This is a genomic window from Microbispora sp. GKU 823 (genome assembly GCF_002027145.1).
In the GTDB taxonomy this organism is placed as follows: Bacteria; Actinomycetota; Actinomycetes; order Streptosporangiales; family Streptosporangiaceae; genus Microbispora; species Microbispora siamensis.
The window spans coordinates 1-14,787 of the sequence record NZ_MWJN01000157.1 but is presented as its reverse complement, the minus strand read 5'-3'; the positions used below and the strand labels follow the sequence as shown (position 1 = coordinate 14,787).

Genomic DNA, 14,787 nt, shown 5'->3' with positions numbered 1-14,787 from the left:
TCCAAGCTCGTCGACCGCTTCGTGCAGAACCTCCGCCGGGTCGCCGGGTACGACGTGCAGTACTTCGCCACCGTCGAACCTCAGAAGCGGCTCGCCCCACATCTGCACATGGCGATCCGCGGCACCCTGCCCCGTGCCGAGCTGCGGCAGATCATCGCCGCGACCTACCACCAAGTGTGGTGGCCGTCCACTGATGTCGTGCGTTTCGAAGGGGACCGTCTGCCGGTGTGGGAGGACGGGGCCGGCTACCTCGACCCCGACACCGGGGAGGTACTGCCGACCTGGGAACAGGCCCTCGACCGGCTCGACCAGGACGACGAGGCCGAACCCCTGCACGTACTCCGCTTCGGCGACCAGCTCGACATCCAAAGCGTCCTCGCCGGAACCCCCGACGCCGACCAGCTCATTCAGTACCTGTCGAAATACCTGACCAAGAGCCTCGGCGACGCCCTCGGCACCGACGACCCACGCCGCAAGGCTCACGCCGAACGGCTGCTCGATGCGCTGCGCTTCGAGCCGTGCTCGCCGACCTGCCCGAACTGGCTTCGCTACGGCGTCCAGCCCAAGGGCGCCAAGCCGGGGATGGCTCCGGGCCGGTGCAAGGGCAAGGCGCACAAGCCCGATCACCTCGGCTACGCGGGCCGTCGCGTCCTGGTGTCCCGGAAGTGGTCGAACAAGACCCTGACGGAGCACAAGCAGGACCGGCGCACGTGGGTCCTGGAAGCGCTCGGCGTCGAAGACGCGCCGGTCGATCCCCACCGCTACATCTGGCGGCCGGTCAAGCCCGGTGATCCCGAACTCGCCCCGATCGGCGTGCGCCTCCTGCGCTCGGTCCACGAACGCCAGCGCTGCGCAACCACATGAACCAGCTCGAAGCCCAGGCAGACGGCAGAGATTTTTCGGCAACCGAAGGGAGGGCCGCATGACGAATACAACCTCGCCCACTACGCCGCTCCCGCCCGAGGCCCAAGGTCGTCTTCTCCGCGTCGAAGAGGCGGCCGAGCGGCTGAACACCTCGGTTCGCTTTCCTCGTCGGCTGATCGCCGAACGCCGTATCTTCTTCGTCCGCGTCGGCCGGAGCGTTCGCATTCCCGAAGCCGCTCTCGAAGCGTTCATCGCGGACGGGCTCGTCGAGCCGATGAAGGCCCCGAAGGGACGGGCGGCCTGATGGCGAACAGAAACGGTCACCGGCGTTTCGGCAATATCCGCAAGCGAGAGTCCGGCCGCTACCAGATTCGCTATCCCGGCCCAGACGGACGGATGCATACCGGCCCCACGACCTTCGCCACGCGGACCGAAGCGGATCGCGCGCTGACCCTGATCGAAGCGCAGATGATTTCAGGGGAGTGGACGGACCCCGACCGTGGGAAAGTCCTGCTCCACGACTACGCCCGTACGTGGATCAAGGAGCGACCGGGCCTGCGGCCCAAGACGGTCGAGCTGTACACCTGGCTCCTGGACCGGCACATCGTCCCTGGCCTGGGCGGCGTGGCCGTGGGCAAGCTGACGACGCAGATGATCCGGTCGTGGCGGGCGAAGCTCATCGACAACGGCGTCTCGGTGTCCACCGCGGCCAAGGCGTACCGCCTGCTGCGGGCCGTGCTGATGACGGCCGTCGAAGAGGACAAGCTGCTCAGCCGGAACCCGTGCCGGATCAAGGGCGCGGACAACGAGCAGACACCCGAGCGGCCCATCCTCACCGTGGCCCAGGTCTTCGAGCTGGCCGACAAGATGGCCGACCGGCGCTTCCGCGCGCTGATCCTGCTGGCCACCTTCGCCAGCCTTCGATGGGGCGAGGTCATCGCGCTGCGGCGGGCGGACATCGATCTCAACGCGCGTACGGTCCGGGTGCGGGAACAGCTCATCGAGCTGGACGGCGGAGACATGGTGCTCGCGCCGCCCAAGTCGCGGCCGGCAAGCGCACCGTCAGCATCCCCTCGGCGATCGTTCCGGCGCTGACCGAGCATCTCGCCGAGTTCGCCGGTCAGGCCGACGAGGCGTTCGTCTTTCTCGGCAAGCGAGGCGGTTACCTGCGCGGTGGCAACTTCCGGCGTGAGGCCAAGTGGGCGGAAGCGCTCAAGGAGATGGGCGTCAAGGGTCTGCACTTCCACGACCTGCGGCACACGGGGAACACGCTCGCCGCGCAGTCGGGCGCGAGCCTGGCCGATCTCAAGGCGCGGATGGGGCACGACAGCGATCGGGCGGCACTCATCTATCAGCACGCCACGCGCGACGCCGATCAGAGGATCGCCGATGCGCTGAGCGCTCGTGTCGAGGCTGAGCGAAGAAGGCGGGATGGCGGCGAAGCAGGAACGCTTGCAGAGAGCTAATCACCCAAGCGCCGCTTTCGTGTATCAGGAGAGCGGCGTTCTACCTGATGGAGCAGAGGAGATCGGCGACAACCATACTTTGAAGGTGGCGATCAAGGATATGACCGATTCTCCATCTGATCCGCTTGCACTGATCGAGGAAACCGATTGGGCCTCGCTCGAGCACGCCTTGGGATCGGCTGCGGACACACGTGCCGCGCTGGCGGACCTTCTTAACGGCACCCCAGACGCCCAAGCCAGAGCTCTCGATCACCTCAACGGCCCGGTGCACCATCAAAACTCCCTGTACACGGCGACAGCCCCGGCAGCCCTGTACGTCGCCGCGATCCTCAGCGATCCACGCACCGACACCGCGGTTCCGTACGGCGGCGAGGGCCGGCGATATCTACTGCGTCAAGCACTCCTGGACTGGCTGGGATCCGTGGCCCGCGAGGTCGACAAGGAAGCAGAAGCGACACTCCTGCGCCTGGGTTTCTCCCTGGAGGACTACCCAGCATTCACCGAGGTCCGAGCCATCCGCCCCGCCCTCTTCCAGGGCGTGTCCTCACTTCTCCATGGTCCGGATCCCGCCATCCGGGAAGCGGCTCTCGCCGCTGCCGTCTGGCTCCTGGACGCCCCCGAGCTCACCCATCATCGAGCCGTTCTCGCTCCGATGGTGCGCGACTTCCTGGCTGCCAGTTCCAATCGTGTTTATCGGGCCACTGCGATAGACGGGCTCGACGCATGGGGCCAGGAGACCACATCGCTGGTCAGTCCGGCAGAGGAAACAAGGCATGAGCGAGACACATGGGGACGGGACCCGTGGCCTGTAGAGGCTCACTCATGCTCTGCAAACCCGCGCTAGAGACAACCCGGAAGGAGGACGAGGACGATGTGGCCGATGACCAGGCCCCCGCGACCTAATGGCCCGTTAATGGCCCGGACACCGCTTCCCAAGATCAGGGAGGCGGTGTTTTTCGAGGTGGAGCCTAGGGGATTCGAACCCCTGACTTCCTGCTTGCAAAGCAGGCGCTCTGCCAGCTGAGCTAAGGCCCCCTGACGGGTGCGAACTGCGCAAACGCAGATCCACAGGCCGCCGGTGCGTACACCGTAGCAACAGCCCGCACCCGAGCGCCACTCGATACCCCGCCGCGTCGCCCACGTGGCCGCGTGCCCGCCGGAGCAGACCCGCACGGGGAACCAAGCGGCGGTCAGGAGGCCGAGGTGGCCACCGGTGAGGCGCCGACCTCGTTGCCGAGGACGAGCCCGGGGAAGTCGGCGATGGAGTCGATGATGTGAGTGGCGCCGCCGCCGAGCAGACGGTCCTTGCTGTGGACGCCGGTGAGCACTCCGGCGACGATCGAGGCGCCCGCGCGCCGGCCGCACAGCATGTCGCTCTCGGAGTCGCCCGCCACGGCCACCTGCCGTACGTCGTCGACGCCGGAGCGCAGGACGGCGGTGAGCACCATGTCCGGGTACGGACGGCCGCGTCCGGCGTCCTCGGGACACAGTGCGAGGTCCAGCATGTCGACCCAGGTGAGGGTGCTCAGCACCCGTCCCAGGGTCGCGCGGCTGAAGCCGGTGATCAGGGCGATCTTCAGGCCCGCGTCGCGCAGCTTCGCGATGGCCTCGACGGTCCCCGGCAGGGGCACGAGACCGGTCCGTTCGATGGCTCCTTCGTAGGAGCGCTCGAAGGTCAGGTTCGCGGCCTGCGCCTGGGCCTCGTTGCCGGGGAAAATGCCCCGGAAGACCTCGATTTTGGGACATCCCCGGGACCTGTGCACATGCACCATGGCACGGGCATAGGCGCTGGTCCCGGGGACGATGCCCTGCGTGGCGATCGCCTCGGCGAACGCCCGTTCCACCATGTCGATGTCACCGATCGTGGTTCCGGCCAAGTCAAGACAGGCCAGCTTCACGGGGGTCATTCCCGTACCCTTGCCACGATCAAGCACCATCCCTGGTGGTCAGTTCTCGCTGCCGGTGGCCTCGGTCCACAGATCGAGCTCGGCACGGTCGGCCTGCACCTTGCGCCAGACCAGAAGCCCGCCGACGGCGACCAGAGCGAGAACAAGCAGCTTCTTCACGGTGTGACCCCACTTCTCGACGGTCTCACCTGCCGGGTGAGACAACGCCCGGTTCTACGGTTCCCTGCAGCCTAGCAAGGCTTCGGCGTCCGACCCGGATTGCCCGAAATTTCGGTGCACCAAAATCATGATTACGGCTCGCCCGCTTGGCCCGCCGTCCGATCCTGGCGGCAGGGCGGCGAGATCAGAAGTGCCCAGCTCACAGCGGCGCTAACCCTGCGGGCAGACGGAGTTCGGGGAGATGGGGAAGCCTGGTTTCGGTCAGGCGGTCCGTGCTCCGCTCTCAGCGGAAGTCAAATGTCGGTCAGGGAAGCGTCACGCTGAGGCGGATCGTCGTTCCCTCGGCCCCCGTACGCACGACAAGGTCGGCCAGGCGGTTCATGAGCCAGAGTCCACGTCCCCCGAAGTCGAACCGCGTCGCCGACTCCTCGCGCTCCAGCGCCTCGTCGGGAATGCCGGGACCTTTGTCGTTGATCTCAGCCACCAGCACCCCCGCCTCACGCCACATGGCGATTCCCCGCGGCGGGGAGCCATAGCGGACGGCGTTGGTGACCGCCTCGTGCACCGCGAGCACGAAGTCCTCCAGGGCCACGCCCTCGAGTCCGGCCTCCTGCGCCGACACCATGACGAGATGCCGCACCCAGGTGACCGAACTTCGGTCGAACTCAAGGCTGAGCAGGCTGCCCGCCAAGGTTCTCACCGCCCTCCTGCTTGCCCCACGGTGTGGTAGTACTCCATTTACCGCCCACGCGCACCTGACACGTATTTTCGGGTACGGGTTGCGCCACCGTCTCCTGCGGGCGTGCGGCAGCGGAGGGTCGCGCACGTGACGCTAGCGCATCGTCACAGCTCCGTCATGAGCTGCTGCAGCATCCGCTTGGTCTCCGACGCCGGTCTGGCCTGGATGCACAGGCGTTCCATGACCGCGAGATAGCGGTCGATGTCCTCCCGTTTCTCCAGGTAGATCGCGCTGGTGAGCTGTTCGAGGTAGACGACGTCGGGCAGGCCTACCCCCGCGAAGCGCAGGATGCTGAACGGCCCTCCGGCAGCCGCGTGGCCGCCGGCGCTGAACGGGATGATTTGGAGCGTTACACGAGGCAGGTCGATCATCTCGAGCAGGTACTCGATCTGGGCCCGCATCACCTCGGCCCCACCCACCGGACGGCGCAGCACGGCCTCGTCGATCACGGCCCACAGAATGGGCGGATCCGGCCGGACCAGCACCTCCTGGCGGTCCATCCGCAGCCGGACGCGGCGCTCGACCTCCTCGTCCGGCGCGTCGGGATGGCCGAGCCGTACGACCGCCTCGGCGTACCCGGGGGCCTGTAGCAGCCCGGGCACGAACTGCACCTCGTAGCAGCGGATCGCGCTCGCGGCCTGCTCCAGGCCGACGTACGCCTCGAACCAGGAGGGCAGGACGTCGTCGTACTTGTGCCACCAGCCGGGGGCGTTGGCCTGGGCGACGAGCGAGAGCAGCGCCTCCCGCTCGCTCTCGTCGGTGACGCCGTACAGGGTGAGGAGGTCGGCGACGTCACGGCGGCGGAACCCGACGCGCCCGAGTTCCATCCGGCTGATCTTCGAATGGGAGGCGCGGATGGCGTGGCCGGCCTCCTCCAGGCGGATATGCCTGCTCTCACGGAGCCGTCGCAGTTGGGTGCCGAGCAGAATGCGCAGGACGGTGGGGCTGCGGCGTGATCGTGCCGCCAGGTCGAGCGGGTGAGGCACACCCTCCATAGGGGCCGCAGTCATATGGGGTCCTTTGAGGTGCACCGATGTTTACGCCACGTTCACGATACTCGCCAGGTCGGCCCGCGCAAGTGGCGAGATCATTTCTCCACTTCGCCGAGGAGGTCGTCGAATTCGCCCTCCTTGGCGGAGCGGAGGAATGCGGCCATGTCCGCAAGAGGCACGATCAGCGCCGGTCCGGACGGGTGCCGGGAGTTGCGCAGGGCCACCCGGCCGTCGGGCAGCGCGGCGATCTCGACGCAGTTGCCGCTCGGATTGCTGTGCCGGCTCTTGCGCCAGGCCTGCCGACCCAGGTGAGATGAAGGCATTCCGTTGTAGATCATGGACACGGGGCGCCTCGTTTCGGAATCCGAGCCCAACCGACAACATTCGTGCGTTTGCACGTGCATCTGTACTTGCACAGCAGCATCAATGGGAGCAGTATGACTTACTGAGTCATCCCGCCACATGGTCGACATCAACCTCATAAGGCTCTCAATGACTGGTTATCGGACAGACCGTGCTTCCCTCGCAGAAGCCGATAGCGTTGCCCGGGATCCGTGGCTGGGCACGCTTGAGCAGGTCTTTCCGGAAGGCAGGCGCTGGCCCTGGACCGGCGGCGAGGAGCCGTGCGGGATTCCCCAGGTGGCCGTGCACGAGTTCCACCGTGAGAGTCTCGCCGCGCGCACCGCGCGGCACTTCACCGCCGGGGTGCTGCGGACCTGGTCCATGGAGGACGTCGCCGACGACGCCGCGCTCGCGGTCTGCGAACTGGTCACCAACGCGCTGCGCCACGGCCTGCGGCACCAGGCCATCCATCCCCTGCCGGTACGCCTGTTGATGTTTCGTTCGTCCCGCGCGCTGCTGTGCATGGTCACCGACCCCAGCAACGACGCGCCGGTGCTGCGCGAGCCCGACTACGTCGCGGAGACCGGGCGCGGTCTTCAGGTCGTCGCCGGGGTCAGCCGCATGTGGGGCTGGGCGCGGCTACGGCCCGTGGGCAAGGCCGTGTGGGCCGGATTCACGGCCGAGGCCGCCGTCTACCGCTGAGCCCGGCCCGGCAAAGAAGGCCCGAATCGCCGACACCCGCACGAATCCTCACTTCAGCCCGTATTGCACCGGTAGTATCGGTCATCAGGGCTGAACGGAGGATCATGCCGGGTTTCCCCCCGGTCGAGCCTGTGGGTTTCGACCCGTCCGTCCCGAACGAGGCCCGGGTCTACGACTACTGGCTCGGCGGGAAGGACAATTTCGCCGCGGACCGCGAGGCCGCGGAGGCCGCGCTGCTGATCGCGCCGGAGCTCCCCCTGATGTGCCGCGAGGGGCGCAAGTTCCTCCGCAGGACCGTACGGTTCCTGGCCGCCACCGGGATCCGCCAGTTCGTCGACATCGGCTGCGGCCTGCCGACCCAGGGCAACGTGCACGAGATCGCACGGGAGTGCGCCCCCGACGCCCGCGTGGTCTACGTGGACAAGGACCCCGTCGTGGTGAACCACGGCCGGGCGCTGGTGGAGGAGAACGAGCGCGTCGCGGTGATCCAGGGCGACGTACGCGACCCCGATTCGATCCTCACGCATCCCCGGCTGCGAGAGCTCGTGGACCTCGACGAGCCCGTGGGCGTCCTGCTCGTCTCGGTCCTGGCGGCGATCAACGACGACGACCTGACGATGGCGATCACCGCACACCTGCGCGAGGCGATAGCGCCCGGCAGCTACATGGTCATCAGTCACGCGATCTCCGACATCCGGCCGGAGGTGACGGACAAGCTCGCTCTGCTATTCGCCAACGAATGGGCGGCCAAGGACGACGGCCGCCTGCGGCTGCCCACCCGGGCCGAGATCCTGCCCCTGTTCGGCGATCTGGAAATGGTGGAGCCCGGCCTGGTCCAGGTGCCCGAATGGCGGCCGGAGCCCGGCGAACTGCGACCGCCGAAGGACATGGTCTGGTCGGTCGGCGGCGTCGGCCGCAAGCGGTGAGAAGCGCCCGATCGTGGATCTTCGTTGAATATTAACCGGACTAACCGTTGACAGATGCGCTGTCGGACGGCCACGCTCAGTGAGTATTTCCACTCCCAGCGAGGAGGTGGGACCGTGACGACATTCACCGTGTCCTGCTCCGAAAATACGTACTCAAGACGGGCGGACAGCGCTTCGCGTACCGGTTCGCCGCACCGGTGCGTCTCGTGAATCCGGCCGGCGGCCACTGCGGCGTTCTCTACACGGACACCTACCTCAGCGTCAGGTGGTCCCCCGCGGACTCCTCGGTGATCATCGAGGGCGAGGTCGACGTCTCCAACAGCGCCGCCCTGGCGACCGCGCTCGCCGAGGCGAGGAGCGAGGGCAGCGAGATCACCGTCGACACGGCGGCTCTGCGGTTCATCGACCTGGCGGGACTGCGGGCTCTGCTGGCTCCGGCGTCCCCCGCGGCGGGCGACGCCGTACGGCTGCGCAACGTGCCGCCCTACCTGCGCCGCCTCCTGGAGATGCTCGACGAGTGACGGCCCCGCCAGCCGGGCTCAGGCGAGCAGCCGCCGCGCCAGGGTCTCGATCCGGTCCCGCCATGCCTTCAGGGCCCCGGCGGCGTCGGGCAGGCCGGCCTCCGTGACGACCAGCCGGGCGCCGTGCCCGGTTCCCTGCGACAGTTCCCAGCGCACCCGCCTGCCCCGCTCGCCGGACTCCACGTACGCGGGAAGCCCGGCAGCGGGCTCCCTGACGGCCGTGACGATCCCCTCGCCGAGGCCGTCGGGCACCTGCTCACCGGGTGTCGCGGCCGGTGCGCCGGCGGCGGTCCAGACCTCCTCGACCGGCCGGGTGAGCTGCCGCTCGAAACGCACCCGCCAGCCGCCGTCCATCTGCTCGTCCAGTCGCTCGGCCACGCCCTCGGCCAGCCCGAACGCCTCCACGTACGCCTCATGGAGGTGGGCGAAGTTCCCCTCGGGCCACTCGGCGGGTCGTCCGCCGGCGACCGCCTCCATGGCGTCGAGGCAGACCTGCCAGCCGGACGCGTAGCTCGCCGCGGCCGGCCGGTCGTGGAAGACCTGGGTGAAGACGAGCAGGCAGCCGCCCTCCTCGGGCAGCAGCTCGAAGCGCAGGAGGTTGTCGCCCTCGCGCGGCATCTCCGCCGGCGAGTGCTGGAGGAAGGCGAACAGGCGGGGCGGGTCGAGCTCGGTGATCTCGGCGTCCATCGTCATGCCGCCACCGTCGAACGTGATCTTTCCGCCCACCCGCAGGTCCATCTCGACGACCGTGAACGGGAACCACTGGCCGAGCCGGTCGGGCTCGGTGACCGCCCGCCAGACCTTCTCCGGAGGGTGGGCCAGCCTGCGCTCCATGCGCAGCGACGGCCGCCCGTCGAACATGCCGAGCGTCGCGTTCACGGTGTCTCCTCTGAATGTTCGGGCATCGTGTCCAGGTGCCGTTCCAGCGCGTCGAAGCTCTCCGACCACAGCCGCCGGTAGGGCGCGAGCCAGGCGTCGATCTCGGCGAGCGGCTCGGGGCACAGCTCGTACCACCGGCGCTGGGCGTCCCGGCGCACACGGACCAGCCCGGCCTCCCGCAGCACCTTGAGGTGCTTGGAAGTGCCGGGCTGGGTCAGGCCGAGCCGCTCGGTGAGCTCCCCGACCAGACGGGGGCGTTCGAGCAGCAGGTCGAGGATGCGCCGCCTGGCGGGCTCGGCGAGTACGTCGAAGGTCGCTGACACGCCACCGAACATACCCGATCAGCTATATAGCCACAACCGCATATAGTCAGCTCGCGATCTCGTTCAGCTCCTTCAGCGCCGCCTCGTCCGGTCGCCACGCCGCCGCCGCGACGTTGGCCTTGATCTGCTCGGGCCGGGTCGCCCCCGCGATCACGGAGGAGACGGCCGGCTGCGCGAGCAGGCCGCCGATCGCGACGTCCAGCAGGGACACGCCCTGCCGCTCGGCGAACTCCCGCAGCCTCTCCACCAGCTCGAACCGCGCGTCGGTCAGATACTGGGGCCGGCCCGCGAGGCGGGTGCCCGCCGGCGGCTCCTCCCCGCGCCGGTACTTGCCGGTGAGCAGGCCGTTGGCCAGCGGGAAGTACGGCAGCAGGCCGACGCCGTGGTGCAGCAGCGCCGGGACGAGCTCCTTCTCCACCCGCCGGTCGAGCAGGCTGTACTCGTTCTGCGCGCTCACGAAACGCTCGAAGCCGCCGGTGCGGGCGATCCAGTCCGCGTCGGTAACCTGCCACGACGCGAAGTTGGACGAGCCCACGTAGCGGACCTTGCCCTCCCGCACCAGGTCGGTCAGGACCGACAGGGTCTCCTCGATCGGCGTGGACGGGTCGGGGAAGTGCAGCTGGTAGAGGTCGATCCAGTCGGTCTTGAGGCGGCGCAGCGACCGCTCGACGGCCAGGCGGACGTAGCGCCGCGAGGCCCGCGCGCCCCAGTCGGGCCCGTTGGCGCCGTTCACGTCCCCGCCGAACTTGGTGGCGATGACGACCTGGTCACGCCGCCCCTTCAGCACCTCACCGAGCAGCGTCTCCGACTCGCCGTAGATGTCGGCGGTGTCGATCAACGTGACGCCGGCGTCGAGCGCCGCGTCGACCACGGCGCGCGTGGCGTCGAGGTCGATCCTGCGGCCGAAGTTGTTGCCGCCGAGGCCGAGAGCCGAGACGACGAGTCCCGAGTCGCCCAGCCGCCGGTAGGTCATTTCGGTCATGCCCTGCATCCCTTCTTCACGGAGCACCTCCCTGCGGGGAGAGCTCTCCTCACCGTATTTCGGCCCCTTCCGGCAGCGGACGCCGGACCGTCCGCGAGAGGATGCCGGACATGACCTCCGTACGGCACAGCGTCAGGGCCATCCTGTTCGACGGCGACGACGTCGTCCTGTTCCGGCGCGTGCGGCCGGGGCGGGAGCCGTACTGGGTCACGCCGGGCGGCGGGGTGGAGCCCACCGACGCCACTCCCGAGGCGGCGCTGCGCCGCGAGCTCGACGAGGAGCTCGGGGCGACGGCGGGACCGGCGCTGCACGTGTTCACCCTCGCCGAGCCCGGCCGCCTGAGCACGGTCTTCGCCTGCCGTCTCGTGTCGCTCGACCTGTCGCGCCGCAGCGGCCCCGAGTTCCTCGAACCGGACATCGGCCTGCACGAGGTGCGGCGCATACGCCCGCAGGACGTGCGCACGCTGAACATGGTCCCGCCCGAGCTGGGGGAGTTCGTCTCCGCGAACGCCGCGACCCTGCCCGCGCTGCTGGACTCCGCGACGTACGCCCCGGGCCGCTACCGGCCGGTCGTCGATGTGCATCTGGTGCTGACGGACGGCGAGAAGGTGCTGCTCGGCCGCCGCCAGGGCACCGGCTACGCCGACGGGGAGTGGCAGATCATGCCGTCCGGGCACCTGGAGGAGGGGGAGTCGGTGGTGGACACCGCCGTGCGGGAGGCCCGTGAGGAGCTCGGCGTCGAGGTGGACGGCTGCGAGGTGGTCCACGTGATGCACCACCGCAACGCGGGCGGGACGGCCCGCATCGGGATGTTCCTCGTGGCGCGCTCCATCACCGGCACACCGGTCAACGCCGAGCCGCACAAGTGCGCCGAGCTCGCCTGGTTCCCGCTCGACCGGCTGCCCGAACCGACCGTGCCGTACGCGCGGGCGGGCATCGAGGCCGTGCGGCGGGCGCTCGCCCCGGCCCCGCCGGTTCCCACCGCGTCCGCCGGCGCCGCTTCCGGGCCGCCGGTCTTCTCCCTGCACGGATGGGACGTCCCGGGCTCCGCCGATCTGGCGGCCGAGGCCGTACGCGCCGGGTTCGAGGAGGTCACGGTCTGCCTGATCGGGTGGCTCGACGGCGGGGTGCTCGTCCACTCCGACGACGAGACCGACCGCCTGCCCGCCACGGTCGTACGGCCGGGTGAGGGAGTGGAGGCGGCGCTGGCGCGGCTCACCCCGGTGGGGGAGGTGACCTTCGCCGGTGCGGACGACTACGTCTCGGCCCGGGGACGCGTCGGACGCCGTCTCGCCTTCTCCGCCCGGCTGACGGAGGCGCCCGAGGGCACGGTCCCGCTCCCGCCCGGGTCGCCCGGGCGCCTGCCGTACGCCGAGGGGGTATTCGTCCGCCACGCATCTTCGGGGCTTTTGTACGGCTTATCCGGCCGATAGCCTGATGCGGGGCGTGCCGGGAAGTCTGGTCGGCGAAGAGGTCTCCCGTACCCGGGGGACCGTACCGGCGACCGGAAGGCAGACGTGAGCACAGCCGCACGTGGCGGGCAGGTGAGAGCATGCGTGCCCGGGATCTCGTAGTGCCGTTCCCCACCGTGGAGCTCGACTCCCCCGTAGCCGATGCCGCGCGCCTCATGGCCGAGCGCGAACTGCCCGGGCTGATCGTGCTGGACGAGCGCGGGTCGCCGGTGTCGATCCTGCCGGGGACGCAGGTGCTGCGCCTGGCCGTGCCCCGCTACTGCCAGGACGATCCCGCGCTGGCCCGGGTGATCGACGAGGCGCACGCCGACGCGTTCGTCCGCGCCCTGGGCGAGCGCACGGTCCGCCAGGCGCTGCCGGAACGGCCGCGCGAGCTCCCGGTGACCGATCCCGACGCCACGCTCCTGGAGGTCGCCGCGCTGATGGCGCGCACCCGCAGCCCCCTGGTCGCGGTGCTCGACGGCGACCGTCTGCTGGGCGCGGTCACGCTCTCCGCGCTGCTCAAGCGGCTCGCATGACGGTGACCGCATGGGTGGCGGCGATCGTCTTCGTCGCCACGTACGTCCTCATCGCCAGCGAGAAGGTCCGCCGGGTCAAGGCCGCCCTGGGCGGTGCCGCGGTCCTGCTGCTCGTCCACGCCACGGCTGCCGACTCCGCGTTCTTCTCCCAGGAGTCCGGCGTGGACTGGAACGTCGTCTTCCTGCTGCTGGGCATGATGATCATCGTCGGCGTGCTGCGGCAGACCGGCGTGTTCGAGTACCTGGCGATCTGGGCCGCGAAACGGGCCAGGGGACGGCCGTTCCGGCTCATGGCGCTGCTCCTCGTGATCACGGCCATGGCGTCGGCGCTGCTGGACAACGTCACGACCGTGCTGCTGATCGCGCCGGTCACGTTCCTCGTCTGCGAACGCCTCGCGCTGCCGGTCGCGCCGTTCCTGATCGCCGAGGCGATGGCGTCCAACATCGGTGGCACCGCGACCCTCGTCGGCGACCCGCCGAACATCATCATCGCCTCCCGCGCCGGGCTGACCTTCAACGACTTCCTCGTCCACCTCACGCCGCTGGTGATCGTGCTGACGGCGGTCTTCATCGGACTGTGCCGGCTGCTGTTCCGCAAGGCGTTCCGGTACGACCCCGAGCGGGCGGCCGAGATCATGCAACTGGACGAGCGGGCGGCGATCCAGGACAAGGTCATGCTCGTGCAGAGCCTGTCCGTGCTCGGCGTGGTCATCGCGGCGTTCGTGCTGCACCCGGTGCTGCACTACGAGCCGTCGGTCGTGGCGCTGCTCGGGGCCGGGCTGCTCGTGCTGGTCACCAAGATCACCACCGACGACGCGTTGCGCGAGGTGGAGTGGCCGACGCTGGTGTTCTTCGCCGGGCTGTTCGTGATGGTCGGCGCGCTCGTCGAGACCGGGGTCATCGGCCAGGTGTCCCGGGCCGCGGCGGAGGCGACGGCCGGACGGCCCGGTGTCACCGCCATGGTCCTGCTCTGGGCGTCGGCCGGGCTGTCCGCGATCGTGGACAACATTCCCTACGTCGCCACGATGAGCCCCATCGTGTCCGACCTCGCGCAGCACGTGCCCGGCGGCGACCACCACGTGCTGTGGTGGGCGCTCGCGCTCGGCGCGGACCTCGGCGGCAACGCCACCGCCATCGGGGCCTCCGCCAACGTCGTCATCCTCGGCATCGCCGAGCGCAACGGCGCGCGGATCAGCTTCTGGCAGTTCACCAAGTATGGCCTGGTGGTCACCGTCGTCACGGTGGCCCTGTGCGTGCCGTACCTCTGGCTGCGCTACCTCCTGTAGGCCCGGCGGGCCCGGCGGGCCCGCCGGAACCGGGCCCCGGACTTGACGCGGAAATACCCTAGGGGGGTACGGTGTTCACGTCGATGAGGAACGAGTTACGGGAGTGATCGTCATGACCAGCACCTACACCGTCACCGGCATGACCTGCGGCCACTGCGTCAGCTCGGTCAGCGAGGAGGTCGGCGCGGTCGCCGGTGTGACCGACGTCCGGGTGGACCTCGCCTCCGGTCTGTTGACGGTCGAGACCGACGGCGGCGTCGACGACGCGGCCATCGTGGCGGCCGTCCGGGAGGCCGGATACGACGTGGCGGGCGTCTCGTGAACACCCCCGCCCGGCTCGGCGCGTACGCCGCGGGCCGCGGCGTGATCTTCGCGGCGGGCGACCTCACGCCGGGCCGGGTCAGTAAGCTCGTGTTCACGGTGAGCAAGGACGGCAGGCCCGTCGGTGACCTGGTCACGACCCATGCGGGCGACCTGGCTTACCCGCACCCCGAGGAGGGCGCGGGCGGACGAGCGACCTTCGCCGCGTCGGCGCCGGGCGGCGGGGACCACCGCCTGCCCCCGGACTTCAACCGTCGGCCGGCGGCACGACGCGAGAGGAAGGAGTGGTGATGTCGGCGACAACCGATGAACGGCCGACCGGCGTGGTCGAGCTTTCGATAGGCGGCATGACCTGCGCGTCGTGTGCGAACCGGATCGAGCGCAAGCT

The 14,787-nt window shown here is 69.4% G+C and carries 21 protein-coding genes and 1 tRNA gene; 13 read left to right on the top strand and 9 right to left on the bottom strand.

The features are described from left to right. The 5 genes from B1L11_RS42055 to B1L11_RS46215 form a co-directional block, all read left to right on the top strand. Window positions 1-864 (top strand): replication initiator (locus B1L11_RS42055; protein WP_372974779.1); only part of this gene is annotated, 864 nt, incomplete at its 5' end. Window positions 865-922: 58 nt separating this feature from the next. Then, window positions 923-1,168, top strand: a complete 246-nt coding sequence (locus B1L11_RS42050; protein ID WP_079320759.1) for an excisionase family DNA-binding protein — start codon at window positions 923-925, stop codon at window positions 1,166-1,168. Window positions 1,169-1,332: 164 nt separating this feature from the next. After that, on the top strand, window positions 1,333-1,959 hold the full coding sequence (gene xerC / locus B1L11_RS42045; RefSeq protein WP_256863364.1) for a tyrosine recombinase XerC: 627 nt from the start codon (window positions 1,333-1,335) through the stop codon (window positions 1,957-1,959). Continuing rightward, window positions 1,932-2,330, top strand: a complete 399-nt coding sequence (locus B1L11_RS53320) for a tyrosine-type recombinase/integrase (protein ID WP_256863363.1) — start codon at window positions 1,932-1,934, stop codon at window positions 2,328-2,330. Before xerC ends, B1L11_RS53320 begins: the two co-directional genes overlap by 28 nt. Beyond that, on the top strand, window positions 2,296-3,174 hold the full coding sequence (locus tag B1L11_RS46215) for a hypothetical protein (RefSeq protein ID WP_143737939.1): 879 nt from the start codon (window positions 2,296-2,298) through the stop codon (window positions 3,172-3,174). Before B1L11_RS53320 ends, B1L11_RS46215 begins: the two co-directional genes overlap by 35 nt. Window positions 3,175-3,292: 118 nt before the next feature. Here the strand turns inward: B1L11_RS46215 and B1L11_RS42040 are convergent. From B1L11_RS42040 to B1L11_RS42020, 6 genes are all read right to left on the bottom strand, one after another. Further along, window positions 3,293-3,365 (bottom strand) — tRNA-Ala (locus B1L11_RS42040). 155 nt (window positions 3,366-3,520) lie between these two features. Next, the gene (locus B1L11_RS42035; RefSeq protein ID WP_079320758.1) at window positions 3,521-4,237 is read right to left on the bottom strand and encodes an HAD family hydrolase; all 717 of its coding nucleotides are present in this window, start codon (window positions 4,235-4,237) and stop codon (window positions 3,521-3,523) included. A 39-nt stretch (window positions 4,238-4,276) separates the two neighbouring features. Further along, the gene (locus B1L11_RS49200) at window positions 4,277-4,396 is read right to left on the bottom strand and encodes a DLW-39 family protein (protein WP_208802288.1); all 120 of its coding nucleotides are present in this window, start codon (window positions 4,394-4,396) and stop codon (window positions 4,277-4,279) included. Window positions 4,397-4,700: 304 nt separating this feature from the next. Then, complete coding sequence (locus tag B1L11_RS42030) at window positions 4,701-5,096, bottom strand: ATP-binding protein (RefSeq protein ID WP_143737938.1); 396 nt, start codon at window positions 5,094-5,096, stop codon at window positions 4,701-4,703. Window positions 5,097-5,239: 143 nt separating this feature from the next. Next, window positions 5,240-6,145 carry a helix-turn-helix transcriptional regulator gene (locus tag B1L11_RS42025; RefSeq protein WP_079320756.1) on the bottom strand — a complete coding sequence of 302 codons (906 nt, stop codon included), beginning with the start codon at window positions 6,143-6,145 and terminating at the stop codon, window positions 5,240-5,242. 77 nt (window positions 6,146-6,222) lie between these two features. Then, window positions 6,223-6,465 (bottom strand): DUF397 domain-containing protein, encoded by a 243-nt coding sequence (locus tag B1L11_RS42020; RefSeq protein WP_079320765.1) that lies wholly within the window; start codon window positions 6,463-6,465, stop codon window positions 6,223-6,225. A 301-nt stretch (window positions 6,466-6,766) separates the two neighbouring features. Between B1L11_RS42020 and B1L11_RS42015 the strand changes: the two genes are divergently transcribed. The 3 genes from B1L11_RS42015 (at window position 6,767) to B1L11_RS42005 (ending at window position 8,618) form a co-directional block, all read left to right on the top strand. After that, on the top strand, window positions 6,767-7,171 hold the full coding sequence (locus B1L11_RS42015) for an ATP-binding protein (RefSeq protein WP_179155569.1): 405 nt from the start codon (window positions 6,767-6,769) through the stop codon (window positions 7,169-7,171). A 104-nt stretch (window positions 7,172-7,275) separates the two neighbouring features. Continuing rightward, a complete protein-coding gene (locus tag B1L11_RS42010; protein ID WP_079320754.1) occupies window positions 7,276-8,097 on the top strand; it encodes an SAM-dependent methyltransferase in 822 nt (273 codons plus the stop codon). A gap of 206 nt (window positions 8,098-8,303) precedes the next feature. Then, a complete protein-coding gene (locus B1L11_RS42005) occupies window positions 8,304-8,618 on the top strand; it encodes an STAS domain-containing protein (protein WP_179155568.1) in 315 nt (104 codons plus the stop codon). A gap of 18 nt (window positions 8,619-8,636) precedes the next feature. Here the strand turns inward: B1L11_RS42005 and B1L11_RS42000 are convergent, their stop codons facing one another. Genes B1L11_RS42000 through B1L11_RS41990 form a run of 3 tightly spaced genes read right to left on the bottom strand, consistent with a single transcriptional unit; the run spans window position 8,637 to window position 10,802 of the window. After that, window positions 8,637-9,497, bottom strand: coding sequence for an SRPBCC family protein (locus B1L11_RS42000; RefSeq protein WP_256863361.1), 861 nt, complete (start codon window positions 9,495-9,497; stop codon window positions 8,637-8,639). After that, entirely contained in the window at window positions 9,494-9,820 is a 327-nt protein-coding gene (locus tag B1L11_RS41995; protein ID WP_079320763.1) for a helix-turn-helix transcriptional regulator, read from the bottom strand. The genes B1L11_RS42000 and B1L11_RS41995 overlap by 4 nt, the downstream gene beginning before the upstream one ends. A gap of 46 nt (window positions 9,821-9,866) precedes the next feature. Beyond that, complete coding sequence (locus B1L11_RS41990; protein ID WP_218671650.1) at window positions 9,867-10,802, bottom strand: aldo/keto reductase; 936 nt, start codon at window positions 10,800-10,802, stop codon at window positions 9,867-9,869. Window positions 10,803-10,912: 110 nt separating this feature from the next. Here B1L11_RS41990 and B1L11_RS49195 point away from each other — a divergent pair, with 110 nt between their 5' ends. The 5 genes from B1L11_RS49195 to B1L11_RS41965 all read left to right on the top strand — a co-directional run bounded on the left by B1L11_RS49195 (window position 10,913) and on the right by B1L11_RS41965 (window position 14,690). After that, window positions 10,913-12,235, top strand: coding sequence for an NUDIX domain-containing protein (locus B1L11_RS49195; protein WP_218671649.1), 1,323 nt, complete (start codon window positions 10,913-10,915; stop codon window positions 12,233-12,235). Between the two features lie 119 nt (window positions 12,236-12,354). Beyond that, entirely contained in the window at window positions 12,355-12,792 is a 438-nt protein-coding gene (locus tag B1L11_RS41980) for a CBS domain-containing protein (RefSeq protein ID WP_079320752.1), read from the top strand. Next, window positions 12,789-14,078 (top strand): ArsB/NhaD family transporter, encoded by a 1,290-nt coding sequence (locus B1L11_RS41975; RefSeq protein WP_079320751.1) that lies wholly within the window; start codon window positions 12,789-12,791, stop codon window positions 14,076-14,078. Before B1L11_RS41980 ends, B1L11_RS41975 begins: the two co-directional genes overlap by 4 nt. A 112-nt stretch (window positions 14,079-14,190) precedes the next feature. Beyond that, complete coding sequence (locus B1L11_RS41970; RefSeq protein WP_079320760.1) at window positions 14,191-14,400, top strand: heavy-metal-associated domain-containing protein; 210 nt, start codon at window positions 14,191-14,193, stop codon at window positions 14,398-14,400. Continuing rightward, on the top strand, window positions 14,397-14,690 hold the full coding sequence (locus B1L11_RS41965; RefSeq protein WP_079320750.1) for a hypothetical protein: 294 nt from the start codon (window positions 14,397-14,399) through the stop codon (window positions 14,688-14,690). The genes B1L11_RS41970 and B1L11_RS41965 overlap by 4 nt, the downstream gene beginning before the upstream one ends. Window positions 14,691-14,787 lie beyond the last annotated feature (97 nt).

Bases quoted from the DNA above. Each gene is read 5' to 3' on its own strand.
- B1L11_RS41980 (WP_079320752.1), top strand. From the start codon at position 12,355: ATGCGTGCCCGGGATCTCGTAGTGCCGTTCCCCACCGTGGAGCTCGAC.
- B1L11_RS41970 (WP_079320760.1), top strand. From the start codon at position 14,191: ATGACCAGCACCTACACCGTCACCGGCATGACCTGCGGCCACTGCGTC.
- B1L11_RS42020 (WP_079320765.1), bottom strand. From the start codon at position 6,465: ATGATCTACAACGGAATGCCTTCATCTCACCTGGGTCGGCAGGCCTGG.
- B1L11_RS42010 (WP_079320754.1), top strand. From the start codon at position 7,276: ATGCCGGGTTTCCCCCCGGTCGAGCCTGTGGGTTTCGACCCGTCCGTC.
- B1L11_RS42025 (WP_079320756.1), bottom strand. From the start codon at position 6,145: ATGACTGCGGCCCCTATGGAGGGTGTGCCTCACCCGCTCGACCTGGCG.
- B1L11_RS42050 (WP_079320759.1), top strand. From the start codon at position 923: ATGACGAATACAACCTCGCCCACTACGCCGCTCCCGCCCGAGGCCCAA.
- B1L11_RS42035 (WP_079320758.1), bottom strand. From the start codon at position 4,237: ATGACCCCCGTGAAGCTGGCCTGTCTTGACTTGGCCGGAACCACGATC.
- B1L11_RS49195 (WP_218671649.1), top strand. From the start codon at position 10,913: ATGACCTCCGTACGGCACAGCGTCAGGGCCATCCTGTTCGACGGCGAC.
- xerC (WP_256863364.1), top strand. From the start codon at position 1,333: ATGATTTCAGGGGAGTGGACGGACCCCGACCGTGGGAAAGTCCTGCTC.
- B1L11_RS41975 (WP_079320751.1), top strand. From the start codon at position 12,789: ATGACGGTGACCGCATGGGTGGCGGCGATCGTCTTCGTCGCCACGTAC.
- B1L11_RS46215 (WP_143737939.1), top strand. From the start codon at position 2,296: ATGGCGGCGAAGCAGGAACGCTTGCAGAGAGCTAATCACCCAAGCGCC.
- B1L11_RS41990 (WP_218671650.1), bottom strand. From the start codon at position 10,802: ATGACCGAAATGACCTACCGGCGGCTGGGCGACTCGGGACTCGTCGTC.